Here is a 17,490-nt window from a genome sequence, read left to right as displayed (position 1 = left end):
GATGATCACAACAGCAAGGTGGCTACAGCACCTGCTTCCAATGCAATATCTCCCGACCATTCTTTGTTTTGTACCGAAAAGATTTTGGATTCTTTGGATTCATTCAACATAAGTAAAACCAAACGACCATCGGGTCTTTTGAAAGCTACATTAGGCAATCCTTCAGGTTCATTGCTGTCTATCCTGATGGATCCCGGCAGTACATATTTGGATGCATGTGCGATAACATAGTAAGCAGGATTCCGCAAAACTTTGTCAATTTTAATCGTAATGGCACCCAAACATTGGTCACATCCACCCCTGTCAGTATGGGGTTTGAGGTCGGGGGCGGAACTGAGATTCCATTCCAATACTGTTTTGGCCCAGTTTCTTGATGCACCTATTGTCAAGTTTTTTGTATGCCAAGCGAGGTCTCCGGGTAAATTTCCCGGTGCTCCAACCCATTGTTCGGTGAAATACAGGTTTTTGTCCGGATGAGCTTTATGAACTTCTGAAAGGGCTTCTATTTTCCCGCCATAAAGGTGAAATGCGGAACCATCGATGTATTTCTTTGCCTCTGGATCATCCAATATGCTGATGGGATAATCAGGTCTGTCTGCATTGTGGTCATAGATGAGGATTTTGGTTTTGATTTGATTTTCTTCAAATTTTGGACCTAGATAAAACTTTATAAAATCCCGTTGTTCCTCGGCAAGCATAAGCAGACTTGGGTTGTTTCCGGGATGTAGCGGTTCATTTTGGATAGTAAGTGCGTCAATTACAAACCCTTCTTCAGCCATTTGTTGGATGTATTTGACAAGATAAAGGGCATACCTATCATAATATTCCGGAAGTAGTTTTCCTCCTCTTGTATCTTTGTTGTCCTTCATCCAAGACGGAGGAGACCAAGGTGAGGCCATCAACTTGATGCTGGGATTGATGGTAAATATTTCTTTCAAGACAGGTATGACATCATTCCTATCCGGGCCTAGGTCAAAGTTTACCAAAAGGGTATCTTTTTCACCTTCTTCTATATCATGATAAGAAAATGGATATTGATTCAAGTCAGAAGCAGCAACAGAAAGCCTGAGATAACTCACTCCAATGCTGTTTTCTCCTTTTCCAAAAAGTTCTTCTAAAATTTCATTTCTTGGTTCCGGCCTCATACCCAAAAGATGTATGGCACTTCCCTGTGAAAGTGTAAAACCAAAGCCATCCATTACTTGATAGGTAGCCGATTCGTCCAAACGGATGACCACATCCTGAGGTGCTGATTTTGAAAATACGACTGAAGGTTGCTTTTCAAACAAGACCCCCTTTTTTGGATCGGTCAACAGAAATTCAGCTTCAATCTTTGGTTGGTTACAGCTGATTAAAAACAAGAGAATGAAATATGGAAAATGCTTCATGGATGGGTTTAAATAAGAAAGCCGTGGAATTTACAGGAAATTCCACGGCTTAGAAAATGATTGCTATTCCTTTTTATAAAATAATTAATCCTATTCTGATTAGAATAGTAAAGAGGCCAAACCTAATTTGCTTTTGAATGGTTTGATCAATCCATTGATTTTTTTTGTGTACTTTCCTAAAAGGTCATTTCCTAAAAGACTTGTCAAAAACTTTTGTCTTTCACCACCCAAGTTATTCAGAAGACCCTTTTTGGCATCGTCTGAACCGCTTCCACCTAGGATTTTGAAAATCTCTCCTGCAAAGGTTTTGTTATTAGCCTTTAATTTGGATGTTTGATCAGCTGAAAGGCCTAATCCTTCCACACTATCCAATGCTCCTAATAATTGCTTTTGAAGGTCTGCAGTGGGAATTTCTGCTTTTGGTACTTTTAATGCCTGTGCTTCTGCCTTATAAGTGAATAAGGCCATGATTAAAATGGCGAAAAGAAAGGTTGATTTTTTCATAATGGTTTTTTCTTTAAAGTTAAAAATATTGAAATTATTTGTTGGGTATTTGGGTAAGATTTTAACTTTTTGAATTGTTTCTATCAGTATTCTGCAATGGGATCCGGTATTTAGGATAATTTCATTGGTTATTTTCCTTTTTGATCCAATTTTTTTTAATCACAAGGGATTCCTCATTTTTGTAAATTGATCTTGTAGGCCTTGACTAAATTAAGAGCAAGATTTTTAATTCTTTTTTTGAGGCCTTGCATATCGGATTGGGGCTTTTGGCTCAGGCTTCAATTCTACACCTTGGGTCTCAAATAGTCTTAATGTTTCTTTAACAGCCCTCTCCAATTGTGGATCTTTACCGTTAATGACCTCTTTTGGAGTTTGTTCAACAGCAATGTCAGGCGAAATTCCCACTCCTTCTACTGCCCATTCACCATTGACATCAAAGAAACCTCCCCTAGGTGCCACCATTCTTCCACCATCTATGAATGGCGGTGTATCCCATGTACCAACTAATCCGCCCCAGGTTTTGGTACCGATAAGCGGACCTATTTCCATTTTGTGAAATAAGTAGGGGAGGAGGTCTCCGCCTGAACCGGCCCTTTCATTGATCAGCATCACTTTTGGTCCCCAAATTCCTGCCATTGGCGTGGTAAATGGCCTTCGGTCACCGGCACGGCTATTGAAATAACCGTGGAGTTCGCGTGCCATAATGTCTACCATGTAATCAGCAGCGGAACCACCGCCATTGTTCCTTTCATCAATTACAGCTCCTTTTTTATCCTGTTGGGAAAAATAGTAGCGATTGAAATAAGTGTAACCGGGATTTCCGGTATTTGGAATGTAGACATAGGCTAATTTACCTCCGGACAATTCATCTACTTTTCTCCTCTTGCTTTCTACCCAATCCATCATCCTCAATTGGTTTTCATTTTCTACGGGAACGACGGTAATCAATCGTGAACCTTCGCTGTCCGGTTTACTGTTTACCCTGATTTTTATCTGCCTTCCTCCAGTACCTTCAAAATATTTGTACAGGTTTTCTGAGGCTTCTATTTCTTGTCCATTAACCTCAAGGATATAGTCTCCTACCTTGACATCTATGCCCGGTATGGCTAATGGCGCCTTGAGGTTAGGGTTCCAGCTTTCAGCATTGTAGATTTTGGAGATTCTGTATCTTCCCTGGTTAACCTCATAGTCTGCACCCAATAAACCGATATTGACCGACTTGACATCAGGAAAATCTCCGCCTGAAGTATAGCTGTGTCCGACCGCTACCTCTCCGCCAAGTATGTCAATGATATAATTCAAATCACTTCTGTGCCTGACATGCGACACCCAAGGCTTATACCAACTGAAAATGTCATCCCAAGGTGCTCCGTGTACATTATCCACATAAAGGAAATCACGTTGGTACCTCCATCCTTCTTTAAAAATCTGTTCCCATTCTTGTTTAGGGTTGATTTTGATTTTGAAATTTGCAAGGGCTTTCAGGTTACCGTCTCCTGCTTTTTTTGGACCTCCGTTGGTTTCAACGATTCCCCAATTGCCATTTGCTTGATAGAGTAATGTTTTTCTATCATTTGAAACAGTCGCAAAGCTGATTCCTGAGAGGTATTGTTCAGTTTTTCTTTCTTTGAAATTGTACCTGTGCAGCAATACTCCCGGTTGGTTAGGTAAAGATTCTGTATAGAACAAATAGTTTTCAGGTCCTCCGACCAAACCAATATAATCTCTTGCAGGGACATCCACCGCAATGATCCTTTTCCATATACCTTCCTCATCAATTGTCACAAGTTTGGTATCGGTCTTCTTTTCGCCTTCTTTTTTCTCTGTTTCCTTCTGCTTTTCTTCGTCACTTTGAGGTAAGAAAGGGGACTTCCCGTTTTTATTCAAAACAGCCACATACAAGCTTCTGGTAATTGGTCTTTCGTAAGAGCTCATGTCCAACCAACCTGAATTCAATCCAAAATTGGTACTGGCTAAGAAGTAAAGGTATTCAGAATTGACATCCCAAACAGGACTGATGGCATCTGCCAATCCATCCGTTACCTGTATTTTTTTGCCGGTTTCAATTTGATAGACAAATATGGCTTTGAATTGATTGTCCAAAAGTCTTGCGTAAGCGACCCATTTGGAATCCGGTGACCATACAGGATTCAGACTTCTGTTTGGGTGTGCAAAACGTTCTGTGTCAGCAATTTTTGCAGTTCCACTAGTCACATTGACTATCCATAGGTTGTAATCTGTATCGGTAAAAGCTATGTGCTTTCCATCAGGTGCCCAATCGGGTTTGAAGTAAAAAGATTTGTTGGGAAGGGAGATAGTTTTTGGTTTGGTAAGTCCTTCTTGGTCTCCAATCATGAGTTGGTATTCTCCTGAGGCATCTGAAAACCAAGCAATCTGCTGACCGTCAGGAGACCAAATCGGCGACCTGTCTGCGATGCCGGAGGTATTGGTCAGGTTACGTGCATCTCCATTTTCCTTTGGAACTGTGATGATTTCTCCCCTGAATTCAAAAAGCGCTCTTTGCCCTGTAGGAGACAAAGAAGCATTTGTCAGGCTTCTTCCATTTACATCTTGCCATCTTTCTCTTGCCCAATGGAAATCTCCGTTGATATTTATTGTCAACTGATTGGTAACTCCTGTGGCAGGATCCAGAATATGGAGGTAGCCTCCTTGTTCATAAACTACCTCAGATCCATTGGAATCAAGGTTTTTGATGTCAAAATCTGTATGGAAAGTTTCTTGCTTCAATGTTTCTGACTTTGGGTCAAATGACCAGATATTGCCTGCATAATCCCTTTCAGAAAGAAAAAATACCCGTTCCCCATGCCATATGGGTTGGGTATGCCGCTCGTTGTCTGTTTGTAAAGTCATTTTTAAGGAGTGGTTTTTCATATCCACAATCCAAATTGGTTTAGCCTGCCCTCCACGGTAATTCCTCCATTCGGGATCCCAAAAAGCGATTTGCTGATAGGCTATGGATTTTCCATCTGGAGAAATTCTTCCATTTACTGCTCTTGGAATATCCAATGGTTCTTCCATTCCACCTTCCTTGGCAACTTGGAAAAATTTAGATTCCTTGGTAGGAACTCCCATTCTTGAAGAAGTGAAAAGCACATGTCTGCCATCCGGAGTCCAACCTGTAACCAAATCAGCTCCAGGATGCCACGTAAGCCGCAGGGGTTCTCCACCTTCCACTGGAATCAAATAAACATCCGTGTTACCGTCATATTGACCTGTAAATGCAATGGATTTGCCATCAGGTGAGAATCTTGGTAAGGTTTCAGCGCCTTCATTGCTGGTCAGGCGAACAGCATCTCCTCCTGATTTATTTACCTTCCACAAGTCATTGGCATGGACAAACACAATGTGTTCCTTGCTGATTGTAGGTTCGCGGAGTAATCTTGTGCCTTGGGCATTTGCAAATTGGAAGGCAATAGACAGAGTAAAAAGAGTAAGTAAATTTTTCATGGCATATTTGGGTAAGAATGATAGCTAAATCTAATCAATTGGTTATGTAATCGAAAGCCGTTCAATAAATGGAACAGGTTTATGTATTTGATCCGGTAATTGAATTCCCTTCGCTCTCAGCTCCTGATTTATCTTCAGTTTCCTCCAATTCATCTCCTTCAGTAATTTTACCTACTTCGATGTTTGGATTTTCTGCGTTTCCTGTGATTTTGATCGGAATGCCGAATAGCCCCAAAGGAGGAAGTCCAAGCCTGAAAGCAATGCTCATATCCCCATCCAAACTGACCTGACCTTCAAATCTTGGTCTAAATCCTGCTATGCGCATCCTTGTCCTTTCGATGGTCATCAGGTTGTTGGCAATGTTGCTTTTGATCTGTACTCCTGCTAGTTCAGGGTCTGCCAATTCCTTGTTTTCGGTATCTTTGGCGATACTGTTCATCAGTTTGAATCCTTTGAGTTTGACTTTGTCCAAAGCAAAAATCCCTTCTCCTTTGATAGAAGGAAGCACAGGGTTCATATTGGCATCCAATCTACCGGACAACTTATAGTCCAAAGAAGCTATGCCCTGTGCGTATTCTGCAGCGGAAACCATTTCCTGAAACAAAGGAATTTCGTCATAGGCACGTTTTATGTCAAAACCTTTTGCCCGAATATGATAATCAAAGGTTGCGTTGAATGGATTTAAAGGAACATAATTTCCTGTCATTTGAAATGTAGAACCCACTAGATTGAATCCGGTATTTTCCATCAAAAGACTGCCGTTTTTAATCCCTATTTTCCCATTGAATTTTTCCAGTCTAACCTGATCAAAAATGACCGTATCTAGTGATGCTACCAGGCTGAAATCAACATTGGGCGGAATCATGACTACACCCTGAACAGATCCCAAAGTGTCTACTTCCACCGCACCATCCTCCGAATAAAACATAAAGTCATTCAGATTTAGCTTTTGGCTGCTTAACGTCAAATTTCCCTTAACAGGAGCAACTTCATCCGCATAATAAGCTATCAAGTTGAACAGATAGCCGTCAGCTATCAGGGTATTTTCGGCATATTGTGCATGAAGTTTTTCAAGAAAAAGTTTGTCCTTGTCTACCCTGATTTTTCCAGAATGGATGTCAAAAGGCAGGGGAAACAAATCTGACCGTACCCTGATTTTTTCCATTTCAATGGTACCTCTGTTGTCTAGCTGCTGAAGCCTTCCTTTTGTGGCGTCACTTTGAAGGCCTTTGAGATTGATGTCTGTGATAAGGTACCCATCCAATTCATAACCATCTACCCCAAATGTCTGATAGAGTTTTCCTAGGTCTATCCTTCCTTGGGATTGGATTTCATATTTGATGTCATCCAGATTTTCAACATTGGCTTTTAATGAAAATGGACTCCCTGCAAATGTGAATGCTATAGGCTGAAGGTCAATTTTCAAATCATTGTAAGATCCTTTTTCACTTATGATATTTAATACAAATGAAATATTTTCTATTGCCTGATCGGAATATGGAGTTTTGATAAAGCCTTCATTGACAGAAATTTGGGAGTTGATGATTGGAAAAAGCTTTTTGTCTTGTTGGTAACTCCCTTTGGCTTTTACATCCATTTTTAGTTTTCCGTTCAGTACAATCCCTGAATCAAGGGGGTAGAATTTTTCAATCTGAGCAAGGTCAAAATCTGTTGTGAGATCAGCATCAACGTCCATTATTTTGAGACCTGCCACTTTCATACTTCCTTTTGTCTGATTGTCAAGAACTTTGAATCTGAAGTCTTGAAGGTCGATTCCGATATTTTGGAGGATGCTGTCAGGAGAATTTATACTAAGATTCCAAGAGATGTCCTGAATGGCCTCAGGCAATGCAGTCCATTTTAAATATCCTTCTTTAAGTGAGGAACTGAAATTAAACTTGGGTATGCTGATGACTTCTTTTTCATCTCCCCTGAATTGGTTTGGAAGCGGCCGGGTCAAGTAGTTTCCTTTAGCCTGCAATTTCATTTCCATCAATCCTTTTAAATCGAAGGGAATTATTCCCAATGCTTTATCAAGAAGGTCCAAGTCTACATTGATAGCCAAATCAATGTTAATAATTGCCGGATCAAGCCCTTCAATATTGAGATGTCCATAGACGAAACCATCTCCAAGAGTCATCGAAACGCTGTCCAAGGCAATGATGGTTTTGTCTACATTGAGTTCGGGTACAGTAAGGTCAAGGTCGAGGTATAATTTTTCGAGAGGAGTCGAAGAACCTGTGTGGCTGATAAATCCATTGTAGATAAAAAGATTCATCAGGATGTTTGGCATCTGGTTTTGCTCGGGAAGGTAAAGACCCTGCAGCGAACCCCTGAGTTCTCCTTTTCCTCTGACAGTTGTATTGTCTAGCCAAGTGCCCAATTCATCCGGAATGAGGGTAAGCATGTCTTTAAAATCCGTATCGACGGATTCAAGGATGAAATTCATATCATAACCTCCATTCAAAAATTCCAGTTTCCCTATAAAATCTACAGGGAGTTCATTGATCATGAGGTGGTTTCTCTCGAAAGTCAAAGCTGTCGATTCTGTATCGATTTTGGTTTGGAGGCTTGCGCTGACTCTTTTTTTGGATAAATAGGTGACATTTTCATAAGTAAGCTCAAATGTCTGAATGTTTAATTCACTGCTGAGGTCCACGATGGCATCCTTCAAATTTCCTTTTCCGGAGTAGTCAAAATTCTCTGCGAGGCAAGAAAAATCTAAATCCGTATCCCGATAGAAAAAATCACTGTTGCTGAATTTGATATTGTTGATTTCCAAACTCAGATCTGAGGGTTCTTGTTCTGATTTGATGCTATCAGTTTCGGAAAGGAAAATATCAAAATTGGCATGGCCTTGTGTATCACGGAGGATATTGATCTTAGCTTCATTGAAGTAAATACCTGAAACTTCAATCTTATCATTGAAAACAGAAAGAAGATTGACACCGAAGGACACATCTTTGGCATAAAGCAAAGTGTCAGGGACAAAACCTTCGGCACCCTTTACAAAAACTTCATCCAAAGAAACAGTCAAGTTTGGAAAATGCCTGAAAAAAGTAAGGTTGATTTCATTGAACCGGAGTTCTGAAGTAACCTGGCTGTTGATGTATTCTTTGACTTTTGTATTGACTTTGTCTTTGAAAAAAAGAGGAAAGATGGCCATGATTGCCAGTATCAACCCAAATCCTAGTCCTGAATATTTTAATATTTTCAGTGCAGGTCTTTTATTCCATTCCATGGGTGAAAGTGATATTTTAAAAGTGGGTTAAATTTTCTATTTCAGCTTTGGAAAGGTACAGGATGCTCACCTTGAGGGTCACGGGGATTACCGGTTCGTCTTTGCTGTTTCTTTTCTGATATACGATAGCATCTACGATATCCATTCCTTTGATTACCTGGCCAAATACCGTGTAATCATTATCAAGCCTGTGTAAGCCATCTTTGTTTTGGACAATATAAAATTGGCACCTTGCTGAAAGCTTTCCGGGATTATCATCTCTTCCTGCACCAACAGCGCCATAGATGTGGGTTAGCCCTTTGACAAACTCTGGTTCAAGCAAGTACTCAGGGTCCTTGAATCCTTCTTCGGTATCGGGACAGCCACCTTGCGCTACAAAATTGGGGATGACCCTATTAAATGTCAGCGAGTCCCAATATCCTTCCTCTGCCAGCTCGATAAAGCTTTGTTGGTGGTTTGGTGTTTCATCAAAAAGTTGGATATAAATTTTTCCTTTTGGGGTTTCGATCAATCCTATCGGGTTCTTTTCCTGGGCAAATGAACAAATGGAGAAAAGGCAAGCAATGACAAAGAATCCTGTTTTTTTCATTTTAATACTATTGGTTTCATGAAAATAGGAAAAAGCAATTTTGGGTCTTTAAATGTAGTAACAATTGAAATAAAGAATGCAGAATTTGAAAAGAAGATAGGATTTTTAGAGCGTTACAAAAAGTCAGTTTTCATTTTTGGAAGGAGCTTGAAACGTAGCTCAAGGATAGATTACACGTAACTCAGGGTCAGAGTATCTATGGACAGAGTAGGGAAATCAGTAAGGGGACTGGGGGAAGGTGATCTCTAGATGATATAATGGTGGGATATGTTTCCACCATTACTCCTTTTCAAGAAAATCAGATCACATTTTTGAGTTTTGTTATCTATAATGCTTTAATTACCAAGTCAATATTCTCTTTTTATCTCAATCCAATAGAGAATTTCGCTCTTTTTGTAGTTTTGGTTTCTTAATCAGGGTTTGACCTTGTATTTCTTCAAAACCAATTAAATTAATTTCCATGAATATAATCATTGCCATTTCAAATCAATAACATGAAATATCCATCGGGGGTAAATTTCATGACTCGAATGTATCAGGTTTCATTAGGGTAAAAAATATAATACTGCCCATTCCTTCATTTGAAATGATCTTGATCTTACCTTGGTGGTTCTCTACAATTTTTTTGCAGTTGGCCAAGCCAAGCCCGGTGCCTTCATATTCTTGTCTGGTATGTAGTCTTTGAAAAATCTGAAAAATCTTGTCATGGTATTCCGGGGCTACGCCGATTCCATTGTCTTTGACACTAAACTTCCAATATTTGGGACATTCTTGATAAGCAATATGAATTTTGGGTTTAGATCCAGGTGTAGTGAATTTCAAAGAATTGTTTATGAGATTTTGTAGTAATTGTCTTATTTGAACCTTAACTGCATAAATATTAGGTAAGGGATCATGTGTTAAAACTGCCCCAAGCCGTTTGATGTGGTTTTTTTCTAATATGACGACCTCGTTTAATATTTCTTGAATCGAGAATTCTTCTGGCTGAATAGAATTTCCTGCACGGCTGTATTCCAACAAGTCCGTAATAATTTGTCTCATCCTAATAGATCCATCCATGGCAAAGTGAATGAATTGTTTCCCTTTTTCATCCAGAATTGGGTTATATTTTTTTTCAATGAGTTTTAGAAAGCTAGTGATCATCCTCAAGGGTTCCTGAAGGTCATGGGAAGCGACATAGGCAAATTGCTCCAATTCTGCATTAGAAGCTTCCAGTTCCGCAGCCCTAGCCTTAAGATCCTCGCTCATTTTGGTCAAGTCCTTGTCTTTTTTTCTCTTTTCTGTGATGTCCAACATGACAACGACAGCTCCAATTATTCTGCCGTCAGTTGTTTTAATTTGTTCTCCTGAACAAAGAACTATTTTGTTTTGACCATTATTTGAGCGGATAACCAATTCTTGTTGGGAAACTCGCTCACCGCCTAATGCTTTATAAAGTGGCGTTTCATTTTCATTAACCAAGGTAACACCGTCGGGTTGATAACATTTATAGTAGTCTTTCCATTTTGATATTTCGAATTCTCCTTTCGAAAATCCAAACATTTCTCTTGTCGTCTTGTTTAGGACGGTTATATGGCCGTTGTGGTCACATGCAATGATACCTTCCGAAAGATTTTCCATCATAGCTTTGAGGAATTCCTTCTCTTTTTCTATTGCAAACTCTGTCGCTTTGATTTTGGAGATATCCTGAGTTGCACCGATGAGTCTGATTGCTTTTCCATTTTCATTTCGAATGATGATACCTTTATCCACTACATAAGCATATGTACCATCCTTTTTCAAAAACCGAAATTCTTGTTCCCAATATTCTTGCTTTGATTCTAAAGTATTTTCAAGTTCAATTTTTGAATTTTGAAAATCTTCAGAATGGATATGCCTGTTCCAAAAATCAGGGTGTTTGCTAAAATCCTCAGAAGTGTATCCAAAGAGTTTTTCAAAATTTTCTGAACGATACACTTTATTGGTAACCAAATCCCAATCCCAAATTGCATCAGAAGTAGCCAAGGTTGCATATTCAAACCTTTCGTTACTTTTCTTCAATTGTTTTGATTGCTTGTTTACTTTGGCTTGCAGTATGGAGGGTTGAATTGCAAGATACCAAGCTGCCATTCCCAATACCACCGAAAATATAATCCTCAACCAGAAGGCTTTTTTATTTTTACTGAATGCCTGGGACTCTTTAAGCTGTACGGTTAGTTTCCAATCTCCTAGCGGAATTGGAATAGAGTGAGTGTATCCGGAGAAAGTGTTTTTCTGATGGGGCAAAAACAATTCTTCTTCCCCTGAATCAGGGTTAATTTTGGAAAATTGAACAGCAAAAAGGTCTTGGTCTAAATTTTCAATTCCAATGATCTCATAAAATGTTTCAAGCCTAACCACAACAGCAGCAAAGCCCCAGAATATATTTTCTTTGTAAATAGGCAATCGGCCAACGATACCTGAACCTCCTTGCCTTAGTTCAAATGGTCCTGCAAAAAATAATGTATTACTTTCTATTGCCTTGATTGCTTCCTTTGACCTGAGAGAGTCAGAAAAAATATCATAGCCAATTACCATTTCGTTTCCAACGAGGGGATAATTATATTTTATCGTTCCGTTTTCGAGTAACTGGATGGCATCTAGATTAGGATTGTTACGAAGAATTTCATGAGCTATATGATTAAAATCATCTCCAACCCCATATTTCCTTTCGATGTAAGCTAGCGTTTTGGTGGCTGACAAAGCATTGCTCAATCCGGCCATGATTTTCTTTTCAATAAGATTGGTTCTTTCGATTACAGACTCTTTCTCATATGATTTGATCAATAGGAAATCTTTATAAGTTAAAAATTGAGTTAGGCCAAGCGAAATAAAAAAAACTGCAATTCCTGTCAGTATGGGTCTTTTGTTGAAATTTTTTAGCAGTGATTTAATTTTACTTCTCATCATCAAATTTGGTAATAACAATATGTTTTGAATGGACGTCCAAACTCGGATGGAGCTTTTCACACTATTTTAAGACTGAAAAGCCATCTGTTTTTGAATAAAATGAACGGAGATTACCTGCCCTTCAAATTGCTGAATGGGACGGATTCTGGAAAATGATTGAGGTTTCTATGATTTTATGTTGGGTGATTCAGAATGCGAGATAGAGTAGAGGATAATAGTAGAAACATGCAGGCTGCTTTCTTACCATTATTAGTTTTTAGAGATATGGGTTTAAAGCATATTCAGAGAACAAAGATTGTATTTTTATTTTAAATAAAACAATCAATTATGTAAATAAAAAAAGTTTGGAAAGATAAAAAATCATTATAACATAGTATAAAAAGTAATATTCAGAGTATTTATGGTATTTTTTACATTAAATTAATGATCAAATTCAATTATTATAAAAAATGCTATTTAGCGGGGAAAGAGCATTTTTTTTAGATTTATTATATAAATGGACTCCTATTTTCTCTTTTTTCTAAAAGTCGGTATGGATTGGGCAAATTCAAAACAACCTTATTCTATTTTGAAGAAGTTATTTTTAAGAAAAAATGAGATAAACTAAAATCAGTTTGACGTCTTTTTTAAAATTTCCATTTGATTCATTACGGGATTGGCATACATGGTCAAGAAACTATTTACCGCCATCGGGTCTTTTTGATCTACTCCTTTTTTAAACCGCCTTTCAAATAATTCCTTTTCCTCTGTTGTGTATTTGTCTGCAAATTGACTTGAACGATGGAGTAGGTCATAGGCAATGTACTTAGTTGGCCATAATTTATACCCTAAAATAATTTGTCTGTCTATCAATTCTGCCAATTCCTGCATTTGCTTTACGCTACCTGAAACTGATTTTGAGATATTGTCGATTTGATCCGTCAAAAGATCACCAATATGGATATGAATACCTCTCTTTTGTCCGATGATGCCGTTTAGAAGGGTGTGAAAGTCTTCATTTTCTCCTTTGACATAGGCTTCAGACCTGGCTTTTGCCAATAACTCAGGCATTTTGAGCACATCGGTTGGGTCATATTCATAGGAGATACTCACGGGAACGACATTTATTTTTTTAAGATAATCCAGAATATTTTCCCCCGTGTCTGCAGCCATTCCGATCATTTTGAGCACCCCTTTGTGGGTCATGTCATTGCCGTCCTTTGTCCGTCCCTCTCTTTGTGCTATCCAAACTGACCTGTTTTCTCTTAGAATGGATTGTCTGATAAACGCAGAAATCGTTTTGGAACTTTCTAACAGTTCACGTGAAGGAATCCCCCTTTTAATAATGAAACTTCTTGTCAACCTTGCCAAGGTTTTTAAAAAAGGTTTTTTGACCAAATTGTCTCCGATGGCTGAAGTGGTCATGCGGAGTCCATGTTCGTAAAGAGAGGCGTTGAGCAGGGATGTGTCCAAAATGATATCCCTATGGTTTGAGATAAAGAGGTAAGCCGTGTTCTTTTCTAATTTTTCAAAACCTGAAGTCGTCAACCCGCTTGAGCTTTTTTCAATGACCTTTTGGATAGCAGGGTAGATGAAGTTGATCTGAAAATCCCTAATAGAATGGCAATGAAGCATCAGGTTTTTCCAATAATCATCTTGGTGTTCAGTGAAAGTGAAATTCATCATAGCCTTCAACATAGGATGGTCAATGATTTCCTTGATGGCATCATTTACTTCTGTATCGTAATAGGGTCTGATATCGTCGAACGCTGACATCTTAATGGATTTGATGGTTTTGCAAATAAAGTGAATTTTAGGGAAAGCGGGAAGTCTGTTTTTACGAAATAAAACCTGAGAAAGAAGAGGAAGAAAATAAAAAAAGCAGCCTTTTGAGCTGCTTTTCCGTTGGCCGACCAGGTTTCGAACCTGGACTCTTCTGAACCAAAATCAGACGTGTTGCCAGTTACACCATCGGCCAATTATTTGTTAAAATTCCCTCTTTTTCAAAAGGTGTCACAAATGTAGGGGTACTTTCCTTTTTATGCAAGCAGGGGAGTGAAGATTTTTAAATGATGCAATTTAAATGCTTTAATGTCAGCCCAAAAAGATTAAATGTTGTCCGTCAATATCATGTTCATGATCGCAATAAAATGGAGAATTGTACCTGCCAATACAAAAAGATGCCAAATTGTATGGCCATATCGCATTTGAGGTCTTGTATAAAAAATAGTACCAAGTGTGTAGCTAAGCCCTCCGGCAGCGATAAGAGAAAGGGTAGGGGTACTTAAGGCAGTCAACAGGGGTTTGATTAAAAAAACCGCCATCCAACCCATTCCAAGATAAAGAATCAAAGAAGCCCTTTTAAATCGATGCGTAAAGAAAATTTTGAAAACAATACCGAATAAGGTCAATGCCCAGATAATTCCAAAAAAGACCCACCCCTTGGTACCTTTTACAGCCAAAAGCAAAAATGGCGTATAAGTCCCCGCAATCAGAAAATAGATGCCAATATGGTCAAAGGTTCTCAACCAAGTTTTGATGGGGCTTTGGGGTGTTGCATGATAAAGGGTAGAGAAAGTATATAAGAGTAGGATGGAGGCACCAAAAAGGCTGCAACTGACAATATGGATCCCGGTTCCGTTGAGTACAGAAAATGTGACCAACAAAGCAATGGCTACTATACTGAATAATATTCCAAAACCATGGGTAATACTATTGGCAAATTCTTCCTCCAGTGATTGTTTCCTATCCATACATTTCCTATTTCGGATAAATATAGTGACAAGAAACAAAAATATGGCTCGAACATTTCTTTGGAAATCGATTGAATTTTAAATTAATGTTACTAAAAGGCTGATTATTTTGCATTTACAGAAAATTATGTATTGTTTTGCAGCGAAATTTGAAAAAAGCATTTACATTATTTAACAAAACAATTATAATCATGTCAGTAAAAATCTCTGAAAAAACCATTGTTTCAACCTTGGAAAAACTAGAAAAATTAAACTTGGATGAGAAGCTTCATGCTGAGTTATCTTGGTGTTGGAACAGTTTCCAATATGACAACAATCCAGTTGGTGTAATTGAAAAAAGCAAGAAAGCTTTGGAGTTGCTAAAAGCCAAAAGAGAGGAAAACAGTAAAGCAGTTGCCAAAAAGCTGGTAGAAGATCTTGAGAAGATTGCTTTGAACTAATCAAAACCAAACAAAAAAGGCTTTCATTTGAAAGCCTTTTTTGTTTTGGTATTTTGAAGGTAATGCTTACTCAGCTACTACCACAAATTTTACTGAACTTTTAACTTCTCTGTGAAGGTCAACTTCAGCCTCAAATTCTCCGGCACCCTGAACCGGTACGTTGATAGAGATTTTCTTTCTGTCTATATCCACTCCTTTGGTAGCCAAAGCATCAGAAATCTGTAAGGTTGTTACTTTTCCGAATATTTTACCTGATTCACCGATTTTTGCTTTGATTTCCAAAGTCATTTCAGCAAGTTTTGAAGCCAATTCCTCGGCAGCAGTTTTGATTTTTTCAGCTTTGTGGGCTGCTTGCTTTACGTTTTCGGCAAGGATTTTTTTGTTGGAACCTGTAGCCAATACCGCAAATCCCTGAGGGATGAGGTAGTTTCTACCATAACCTGGTTTTACTTCAACCATGTCATTCTTGTATCCAAGTCCTTTTATGTCTGTTTTTAGAATAACTTCCATTGTAATACTATTTAAAGATAAATGAACAAAGATGTACTATTTCAAACCGTCAGTTACAAATGGCATCAATGCCAAGTGTCTTGCCTTCTTGATGGCATTAGACACTTTTCTTTGAAACTTAGCTGAATTTCCTGTCAATCTTCTTGGAAGGATTTTTCCCTGCTCATTGACAAACTTCAAAAGGAAGTTAGGGTCTTTGTAATCGATATACTTGATACCGCTTTTTTTGAATCTGCAGTATTTTTTTCTGTTATCGTTTCTGTTGATTGGTTCGTTTTTGAGTGTCATGCTACAGGCTCCTCCTTCGCTTCAGTTTTTTTGTTAAATTCCCCTTTTCTTCTTTTGTCTCCATAAGCAATTCCATGCTTGTCAAGAACAGTGGTCAGGAATCGAAGAATTTTCTCGTCTCTTCTGATTTCAATTTCCAATTTCTTGATTACAGTAGGATCTGCTTTGTACTCGATCAATACGTAGAAACCGGTGCTTTTTTTCTGAATAGGGTAAGCCAATTTTTTTAGACCCCAATTCTCAACATTAATGATTTCTGCTCCCTCAGTTTTTAACAAATTTACAAACTTGTCTACGGTATCCTTCATCTGAACTTCAGACAAAACGGGAGTAAGTATGAATACCGTTTCATAATTTTTTTGGAACATGATTTTTTTATTTAAGCTTATTTTTGATAAACAGACCGCAAAAGTAGTTGTTTGTCCTGTTTATTCCAAATATAAGAGAGAAAATACCGGATTATTTCACCTCAAATGTCTTTGTTCCAATCTGATATCCATCAGAATAAATTCTCACTTCATATACACCGGGATTGTATTTGGTACCTTTTTCATAGAAGTAAGTCAAAGTCTGCTTGGAATTATCAAAGATGATATCTTGGTGAACGGTATAGAATTCTTCTCTGCCATCGATAGAGAATGTACCTGAACCTTTAGCCACATCAAAAATAGGCTGGTTATTTGGTGCCATGATTTGTACATAAATATCTCTGGGACCCTTTTCAGCCACTTTGTTGTCTGCAAGGTTGAAAGTCACTCGAAGTTTTTCCAATTGTCTGTTTTTGAAACCGTCTTCCCTTTCCTTTCCTCTGGAGTTCACCGCTGCAATGCTGATATTTTCCGCTCTTAACCTTGCTGCAATATCAACTTTCTCCTGAAGTTCTTTTTGCTTCACATTTAATTGGGCGACTTCTTCCTGAATTTGAGCTTGGGTGGTCTTCAAATCGGTATTTTCTGAGAAAAGCTGCTCATTGGCTTCTCTGAGCCTGATGATTTCCTGATCTTTTTCTTCTATGGTTTTGGAGAATGCTGCTATTCTCTTGTTCAAGGAAGCGATTTCATCAGAGGAACGCTTTCTGTCCAGGTTCCTTTCACGTGTAAGCTGTTCTTTAATTTCCTCTAGGGCAGCGATGTCTCCGCCTAGTTTGCTGATCTCTTGGATTCTGAGATCAAGCTGATAAGTCATGGAATCAATCCTTCTGTTCAGTTCATTGTTTTCTTCTGAGAGCATGAGGATTTCTTCTGATTTTCTTGTTTTGTCAAGGTGGTCTGTGTAAAGCTTGATGCCACTGGCAACAATCAAAATCAATAAGACAATGATCAGGATGTTTTTTCCATTGTCACTTTTAGCGTTCTTTTGCGGAGTAGTTTCCATAGATGAATAAATGTAGAAATTATTAAAT

13 protein-coding genes and 1 tRNA gene are annotated in these 17,490 nt (G+C 38.4%); 1 reads left to right on the top strand and 13 read right to left on the bottom strand.

Annotated elements, in window-relative coordinates:
• Positions 1–5: 5 nt before the first annotated feature.
• From NU887_RS09430 to trhA, 9 genes are all read right to left on the bottom strand, one after another.
• Entirely contained in the window at positions 6–1,388 is a 1,383-nt protein-coding gene (locus NU887_RS09430) for a glycoside hydrolase family 30 protein (RefSeq protein ID WP_258423113.1), read from the bottom strand.
• Between the two features lie 99 nt (positions 1,389–1,487).
• Positions 1,488–1,892, bottom strand: a complete 405-nt coding sequence (locus NU887_RS09425; RefSeq protein ID WP_258423112.1) for a hypothetical protein — start codon at positions 1,890–1,892, stop codon at positions 1,488–1,490.
• A gap of 225 nt (positions 1,893–2,117) precedes the next feature.
• Positions 2,118–5,360 (bottom strand): S41 family peptidase, encoded by a 3,243-nt coding sequence (locus NU887_RS09420; RefSeq protein ID WP_258423111.1) that lies wholly within the window; start codon positions 5,358–5,360, stop codon positions 2,118–2,120.
• 79 nt (positions 5,361–5,439) lie between these two features.
• Entirely contained in the window at positions 5,440–8,601 is a 3,162-nt protein-coding gene (locus tag NU887_RS09415) for an AsmA family protein (RefSeq protein ID WP_258423110.1), read from the bottom strand.
• Between the two features lie 16 nt (positions 8,602–8,617).
• Positions 8,618–9,190 carry a peptidylprolyl isomerase gene (locus NU887_RS09410; protein WP_258423109.1) on the bottom strand — a complete coding sequence of 191 codons (573 nt, stop codon included), beginning with the start codon at positions 9,188–9,190 and terminating at the stop codon, positions 8,618–8,620.
• A gap of 519 nt (positions 9,191–9,709) precedes the next feature.
• Positions 9,710–11,995: a PAS domain-containing protein gene (locus NU887_RS09405; RefSeq protein WP_258423108.1), complete on the bottom strand. Its 2,286-nt coding sequence runs from the start codon at positions 11,993–11,995 to the stop codon at positions 9,710–9,712.
• A 732-nt stretch (positions 11,996–12,727) separates the two neighbouring features.
• Positions 12,728–13,873: a 1-acyl-sn-glycerol-3-phosphate acyltransferase gene (locus NU887_RS09400; protein WP_258423107.1), complete on the bottom strand. Its 1,146-nt coding sequence runs from the start codon at positions 13,871–13,873 to the stop codon at positions 12,728–12,730.
• A 129-nt stretch (positions 13,874–14,002) separates the two neighbouring features.
• Positions 14,003–14,075 (bottom strand) — tRNA-Gln (locus NU887_RS09395).
• A 130-nt stretch (positions 14,076–14,205) separates the two neighbouring features.
• Positions 14,206–14,850, bottom strand: coding sequence for a PAQR family membrane homeostasis protein TrhA (gene trhA, locus NU887_RS09390; protein WP_258423106.1), 645 nt, complete (start codon positions 14,848–14,850; stop codon positions 14,206–14,208).
• A gap of 191 nt (positions 14,851–15,041) precedes the next feature.
• On the opposite strand from trhA, the gene NU887_RS09385 reads away from it, so the two are divergent.
• The gene (locus NU887_RS09385; protein WP_258423105.1) at positions 15,042–15,290 is read left to right on the top strand and encodes a hypothetical protein; all 249 of its coding nucleotides are present in this window, start codon (positions 15,042–15,044) and stop codon (positions 15,288–15,290) included.
• 66 nt (positions 15,291–15,356) lie between these two features.
• Here the strand turns inward: NU887_RS09385 and rplI are convergent, their stop codons facing one another.
• From rplI to NU887_RS09365, 4 genes are all read right to left on the bottom strand, one after another.
• The gene (gene rplI / locus NU887_RS09380) at positions 15,357–15,800 is read right to left on the bottom strand and encodes a 50S ribosomal protein L9 (protein WP_241125842.1); all 444 of its coding nucleotides are present in this window, start codon (positions 15,798–15,800) and stop codon (positions 15,357–15,359) included.
• A gap of 36 nt (positions 15,801–15,836) precedes the next feature.
• On the bottom strand, positions 15,837–16,088 hold the full coding sequence (gene rpsR, locus NU887_RS09375; protein ID WP_113924785.1) for a 30S ribosomal protein S18: 252 nt from the start codon (positions 16,086–16,088) through the stop codon (positions 15,837–15,839).
• The gene (gene rpsF, locus NU887_RS09370) at positions 16,085–16,456 is read right to left on the bottom strand and encodes a 30S ribosomal protein S6 (protein ID WP_258423104.1); all 372 of its coding nucleotides are present in this window, start codon (positions 16,454–16,456) and stop codon (positions 16,085–16,087) included. The genes rpsR and rpsF overlap by 4 nt, the downstream gene beginning before the upstream one ends.
• A 91-nt stretch (positions 16,457–16,547) precedes the next feature.
• Entirely contained in the window at positions 16,548–17,462 is a 915-nt protein-coding gene (locus tag NU887_RS09365) for a hypothetical protein (RefSeq protein ID WP_258423103.1), read from the bottom strand.
• Positions 17,463–17,490 lie beyond the last annotated feature (28 nt).

The sequence above is a fragment of the Aquiflexum gelatinilyticum genome (assembly GCF_024741135.1).
GTDB lineage: Bacteria > Bacteroidota > Bacteroidia > Cytophagales > Cyclobacteriaceae > Cognataquiflexum > Cognataquiflexum gelatinilyticum.
The sequence above is the reverse complement of the archived record's forward strand: the minus strand, read 5'-3'. Positions and strand labels throughout refer to the sequence as shown.

Excerpts from the sequence above, each read along its gene's own strand:
- rplI (WP_241125842.1), bottom strand. The coding sequence starts at position 15,800 with ATGGAAGTTATTCTAAAAACAGACATAAAAGGACTTGGATACAAGAAT.
- rpsR (WP_113924785.1), bottom strand. The coding sequence starts at position 16,088 with ATGACACTCAAAAACGAACCAATCAACAGAAACGATAACAGAAAAAAA.
- NU887_RS09385 (WP_258423105.1), top strand. The coding sequence starts at position 15,042 with ATGTCAGTAAAAATCTCTGAAAAAACCATTGTTTCAACCTTGGAAAAA.
- NU887_RS09410 (WP_258423109.1), bottom strand. The coding sequence starts at position 9,190 with ATGAAAAAAACAGGATTCTTTGTCATTGCTTGCCTTTTCTCCATTTGT.
- rpsF (WP_258423104.1), bottom strand. The coding sequence starts at position 16,456 with ATGTTCCAAAAAAATTATGAAACGGTATTCATACTTACTCCCGTTTTG.
- NU887_RS09425 (WP_258423112.1), bottom strand. The coding sequence starts at position 1,892 with ATGAAAAAATCAACCTTTCTTTTCGCCATTTTAATCATGGCCTTATTC.
- NU887_RS09415 (WP_258423110.1), bottom strand. The coding sequence starts at position 8,601 with ATGGAATGGAATAAAAGACCTGCACTGAAAATATTAAAATATTCAGGA.
- NU887_RS09365 (WP_258423103.1), bottom strand. The coding sequence starts at position 17,462 with ATGGAAACTACTCCGCAAAAGAACGCTAAAAGTGACAATGGAAAAAAC.
- NU887_RS09400 (WP_258423107.1), bottom strand. The coding sequence starts at position 13,873 with ATGTCAGCGTTCGACGATATCAGACCCTATTACGATACAGAAGTAAAT.
- NU887_RS09420 (WP_258423111.1), bottom strand. The coding sequence starts at position 5,360 with ATGAAAAATTTACTTACTCTTTTTACTCTGTCTATTGCCTTCCAATTT.
- NU887_RS09430 (WP_258423113.1), bottom strand. The coding sequence starts at position 1,388 with ATGAAGCATTTTCCATATTTCATTCTCTTGTTTTTAATCAGCTGTAAC.
- trhA (WP_258423106.1), bottom strand. The coding sequence starts at position 14,850 with ATGGATAGGAAACAATCACTGGAGGAAGAATTTGCCAATAGTATTACC.